3 protein-coding genes are annotated in these 5,483 nt (G+C 63.0%); all 3 read right to left on the bottom strand.

Features of this window, described 5'->3' with window-relative positions; all coding sequences use genetic code 11:
* Positions 1–133: 133 nt before the first annotated feature.
* The 3 genes from gcvP to KGA98_RS28270 all read right to left on the bottom strand — a co-directional run bounded on the left by gcvP (position 134) and on the right by KGA98_RS28270 (position 5,317).
* Positions 134–2,986, bottom strand: a complete 2,853-nt coding sequence (gene gcvP / locus KGA98_RS28280) for an aminomethyl-transferring glycine dehydrogenase (protein WP_223504957.1) — start codon at positions 2,984–2,986, stop codon at positions 134–136.
* An 11-nt stretch (positions 2,987–2,997) separates the two neighbouring features.
* Entirely contained in the window at positions 2,998–3,381 is a 384-nt protein-coding gene (gene gcvH / locus KGA98_RS28275; protein ID WP_007996035.1) for a glycine cleavage system protein GcvH, read from the bottom strand.
* 427 nt (positions 3,382–3,808) lie between these two features.
* A complete protein-coding gene (locus KGA98_RS28270) occupies positions 3,809–5,317 on the bottom strand; it encodes a sigma-54-dependent transcriptional regulator (protein ID WP_223504955.1) in 1,509 nt (502 codons plus the stop codon).
* Positions 5,318–5,483 lie beyond the last annotated feature (166 nt).

Below are 5,483 nucleotides of genomic sequence, written 5' to 3'. Positions count from 1 at the left end.
GGCTTGCTCGCGAAAGCGGTGGATCAGTCACCATCAATGTTGTCTGACCCACCGCTTTCGCGAGCAAGCCCGCTCCCACAAGGGGATATACGGTGTTCTTGAGAGGGGCGAGCAAACCCGCCCCCTCATTGGTTTAAGCGTAGCTTTCGATCGACGGGCAGGCGCAGACCAGGTTGCGGTCGCCGAACACGTTGTCGACGCGACCGACCGGTGGCCAGTACTTGCCTTCGATCAGCGACGCAACCGGGTAAACCGCTTGTTCACGGCTGTACGGGTGCGACCACTCGCCAACCAGTTCCTTGGCGGTGTGCGGCGCGTTCTTCAGCGGGTTGTCGTCCTTGTCCAGCGTGCCATTTTCCACTGCGCGGATTTCTTCGCGGATGCGGATCATGGCGTCGCAGAAGCGGTCCAGTTCTTCCTTGGATTCGCTTTCGGTCGGCTCGATCATCAGCGTGCCGGCCACCGGGAACGACATGGTCGGGGCGTGGAAGCCGAAGTCGATCAGACGCTTGGCGACGTCATCGACGCTGATGCCGCTGCTGTCTTTCAGTGGACGCAGGTCGAGGATGCACTCGTGCGCCACCAGGCCGTTGCTGCCGGTGTACAGCACTGGATAGTGCTCTTCCAGGCGACGGGAGATGTAGTTGGCATTGAGGATCGCCAGCTGCGAAGCACGCTTGAGGCCCGCGCCACCCATCATACGAATGTACATCCAGGTGATCGGCAGGATGCTCGCGCTGCCGAACGGTGCCGCGCAAACGGCGCCTTCCTTGCGCTCCATCTGTGCGTGGCCCGGCAGGAATGGCGCCAGGTGCGATTTCACACCGATCGGGCCGACGCCCGGGCCGCCACCACCGTGGGGGATGCAGAAGGTCTTGTGCAGGTTCAGGTGCGAAACGTCGCCGCCGAACTTGCCCGGGGCACAGAGGCCGACCATGGCGTTCATGTTGGCGCCGTCGATGTACACCTGGCCGCCGTTGTCATGAATGATGCCGCAGATTTCGCGGATGCCTTCTTCGAACACGCCGTGGGTCGACGGGTAGGTGATCATCAGCGCGGCGAGGTGTTCGCGGTGCTCGATGGCCTTGGCACGCAGGTCTTCGATGTCGACGTTGCCACGGGCATCGCACGCGGTGACGACCACGCGCATGCCGGCCATTTGTGCGGTGGCCGGGTTGGTGCCGTGGGCCGACGACGGGATCAGGCAGATGTCGCGACGGTCTTCGCCACGGCTCTGGTGGTAGGCACGGATCGCCAGCAGACCTGCGTATTCACCCTGGGAGCCGGCGTTCGGTTGCAGGGACACCGAGTCATAACCGGTGGCGGCGCAGAGCATCGCTTCCAGCTCGTCGGTCAATTGCTGGTAGCCGACGCTTTGCTCGGCCGGGGCGAATGGGTGCAGGGCACCGAACTCGGCCCAGGTCACCGGGATCATTTCGCTGGCGGCGTTGAGTTTCATGGTGCACGAACCCAGCGGGATCATGGTGCGGTCCAGCGCCAGGTCCTTGTCCGCCAGTTTGCGCAGGTAGCGCATCAGCTCGGTTTCCGAGTGATAGCGGTTGAACACCGGGTGGCTGAGGATCGGCGACTGACGCACCAGCGTGGCCGGGATGGCGCTCTGCACCGAGGCGGCGAGGGCGGCGAAGTCCGGCAGGGCCTTGCCGTCGGACAGCAGGCTCCACAGGGTTTCAACGTCGGCCTGAGTGGTGGTTTCGTCCAGGGACAGGCCCAGGCGCTCGCCATCGACCACGCGCAGATTGATGCGCTGGGCGTGTGCCTTGTCGTGCAGGGCGGCGGTTTGCGCGCCGGCCTTCACCGTCAGGGTGTCGAAGAAGCTCGCCTGCTCGACGCTCAGGCCCAGTGCGCTCAAGCCTTTGGCCAGGATTGCAGTCAGGTGATGCACGCGATTGGCGATTTGCGTCAGGCCTTTCGGACCGTGGTACACGGCGTACATGCTGGCGATGTTGGCCAGCAGTACTTGCGCGGTGCAGATGTTGCTGGTGGCTTTCTCGCGGCGGATGTGTTGCTCGCGGGTCTGCATGGCCAGGCGCAGGGCCGGGTTGCCGAAGCGGTCTACCGAAACACCGACCAGACGGCCCGGCATGTCACGTTTGAACGCGTCCTTGGTGGAGAAGTACGCCGCGTGCGGGCCACCGAAGCCCAGCGGCACGCCGAAGCGCTGTGCACTGCCGATGGCCACGTCGGCGCCGAATTCGCCCGGCGCAGTCAGCACGGTCAGGGCCAGCAGATCGGCAGCCACGGCGACGAGGGCGTTGGCAGCGTGGAAGCGTTCGGTCAGCTCGCGGTAATCGAACACGTCACCGTTGCTCGCCGGGTATTGCAGCAGAGCGCCGAAGAACGGCGTCACGTCGCTCAGTTCACGCTCGTCGCCCACCACCACGTCGATGCCCAGAGGCTCGGCACGGGTGCGCAGTACGTCGAGGGTCTGCGGGTGGCAATGCACGGAGGCGAAGAAAGCGTGGCTGCTTTTGTTCTTGCTCAGGCGTTTGCAGAAGGTCATGGCTTCGGCAGCGGCGGTGGCTTCGTCGAGCAGCGAGGCGTTGGCGATCGGCAGGCCGGTGAGGTCGCTGATCAGGGTCTGGAAGTTCAGCAGCGCTTCGAGACGACCCTGGGAAATTTCTGGCTGGTACGGGGTGTAGGCGGTGTACCAGGCCGGGTTTTCCAGCAGGTTGCGCAGGATCGGCGACGGCGTGTGGGTGCCGTAGTAACCCTGGCCGATGAAGGTCTTGAACAGCTGGTTTTTAGTCGCGATGGACTTGATCAAGGCCAGGGCATCGGCTTCGCTCAAGCCGTCTTCCAGGCCGAGGACGCTGGTGCCCTTGATGCTGTCGGGAATCACGCTGGCGCTCAGGGCTTCCAGGGAGTCGAAACCGAGGCTGTTGAGCATGGCTTGCTCGTCACCGGCGCGCGGGCCGATGTGACGGGCGATGAATTCGTTGGCAGTGGTCAAATTGATCTGGGTCATGTCGGTGCTCCTCAGGCTTCGGCTTGGGCTTTGATCAGGCGGTCGTAGGCGTCCTGATCCAGCAGTTGGCCGACAGCGGCGGCGTCGCTTGGTTTGAAACGGAAGAACCAGCCTTCGCCTAGCGGATCTTCGTTGACCAGTTCAGGGCTGCTGTCGAGCGCCGGGTTCACTTCCAGCACTTCGCCGTCCAGCGGCATGTACACGCCGCTTGCAGCCTTTACCGATTCCACGGTGGCGGCTTCGGCGCCTTTGTCGTAGGACTGCAGCTCAGGCAGTTGAACGAAAACCACGTCGCCCAGGGCGTTCTGTGCGAAAGCGGTGATGCCGACCGTGACGCTGCCGTCAGCTTCGGTGCGCAGCCATTCGTGATCTTCAGTAAAACGCAACTCGCTCATGGAAACTCCTAAGGGGCCAGACTCGTCTGGTGGACGCGATTGAAGGCTTGGGCAATGCCCAGGTTATGGAGGACTACATAGCAAGAACGCGGCCAACGTTATTTTTATTGTTATTGATCAATGATTTAGGTGGTTTCGACAAACACTGAAATTCACTCGTTGTAGCGAAATCGATACGGTATATGTCAAGGATAAAAGCCGAGGTGGATCAAAGCCTTGCACGGCCGTGATCGGAGAGGGGTGTAGCGATATCGTTCCGCTGTAGCGCTTTCAGTACAGGTGGAGGTCGTTTTTGGCGCGATTTATCGGCTGACGGAGAACCTGTGGGAGCGGGCTTGCTCGCGAAAGCGGTGTGTCAGTCGATATCAATGCTGCCTGACACTACGCCTTTGCGAGCAAGCCCGCTCCCACATTGACCGAGTGTGGTTCAGGCCTTGCTCGGAATCCCGTACTTGCGCAACCGATGGGCAATCGCCGTGTGGGAGGTTTGCAGCCGGGTCGCGAGTTGCCGGGTCGAGGGGTAGCTGGCGTAGAGTTTTTCCAGCAGGGTTTTCTCGAACTCGTCCATGGCCTGTTCCAGGCTGTCGACGTCATGGTCGCCCTGGCGGGCTACCGAGGTGCCGGCGATGTCGAGGTCGCCGATGTCCACCAGGCTGCTTTCACAGATCGCCGCGGCGCGGAAAATCACGTTCTGCAATTGCCGCACGTTGCCTGGCCAGCGGTTGCCCAGCAGCGCCGGGTAAGTGCCCGGCGCCAGGCGACAGACCGGTCGCTGGATCTGCGCACAGGCCTGCTGCATGAAGTAGCGGGCCAGCAGCAGGATGTCCTGGCCGCGCTCGCGCAGGGGCGGCACTTCGACGTTGAGGACGTTGAGGCGATAGAACAGGTCCTCGCGGAACAGGCCTTCGCTGACCATTTTTTCCAGGTCACGGTGGGTGGCGCTGAGGATCCGTACGTTGACCTTGACCTCACGGTCACCGCCGACCCGGCGAAAACTGCCGTCGTTGAGGAAACGCAGCAATTTGGCCTGCAAGTACGGCGACATCTCGCCGATTTCATCGAGAAACACCGTGCCCTGGTTGGCCAGTTCCATCAAACCGGGTTTGCCACCCCGTTGTGCGCCGGTGAAGGCGCCGGGGGCGTAGCCGAACAGTTCACTTTCGGCGAGGTTCTCCGGCAATGCCGCGCAGTTCAACGCCAGAAAGGGTGAGCTGTGCCGGGCGCTGATGGCGTGGCAGGCGCGGGCCACCAGTTCCTTGCCGGTGCCGGTTTCGCCCTGGATCAGCAACGGTGCGTCGAGGGCCGCCACCCGCTGAGCACGCGCCTTGAGGGTGCGGATCACCGGGGACTCGCCGAGCAGGGCATCGAAACCTTCGGCGTGGTCATGGTGCAGCGCGGACAGGCGTTCGCCGATGCGGTTCGGTTGGTACAGGGTCAGCAGGGCGCCGGCGTCGGTGATCGGTGTGGCGTCGAGCAACAGGGTCTGGCCGTTGACGGTGATTTCCCGCAGCGGCAGGCGAAAGCCGTGTTCGAGCAGGGTGTCGAGCAAGGCCGGGTCGGCAAACAGGTCGGCCACGCTTTCACCGTCCGGTTCGCGGCCGTACAGGGCGATCAGGGCCGGGTTGGCCAGCAGCACCTTGCCGTCACTGTCCAGTGCCAGTACCGGGTCGGTCATGGCTGCGAGCAACGCGTCGAGCTGCAGGTGCCGGCGCTGGCCGGGCAGGATGTCGACCACCGTCACCGCTTGCACGCCACGCACGCTGAACAGGGCATCGCGCAGTTCCTCGAGAACTTGCGGGCTCAGCGTCGGGGCGTCGATATAAACATTGGGCGGGACCATTTCCACCGCATCCAGGTTCAGATTGCGCCCGCCGAGCAGGGCCAGGACTTCCTGGGTGATACCGACGCGGTCGATGAAGCTGACGTGGATACGCATGGGGCGGTCTTGGGTTCTGCAGTGCGAAGGGTGGCAAGTATGCCTTGGGGCGGGCTAATGGTGAAATTTTGAAACGGATTTGCGAGTGCCCACCGAACCAATGTGGGAGCGGGCTTGCTCGCGAAAGCGTCGTGTCAGACACCATCGTTGGCGACTGATACACCGC

This window comes from Pseudomonas sp. BF-R-24 (genome assembly GCF_019947335.1).
In the GTDB taxonomy this organism is placed as follows: Bacteria; Pseudomonadota; Gammaproteobacteria; order Pseudomonadales; family Pseudomonadaceae; genus Aquipseudomonas; species Aquipseudomonas jessenii.
This window is presented reverse-complemented; position numbering and strand designations above follow the sequence as displayed.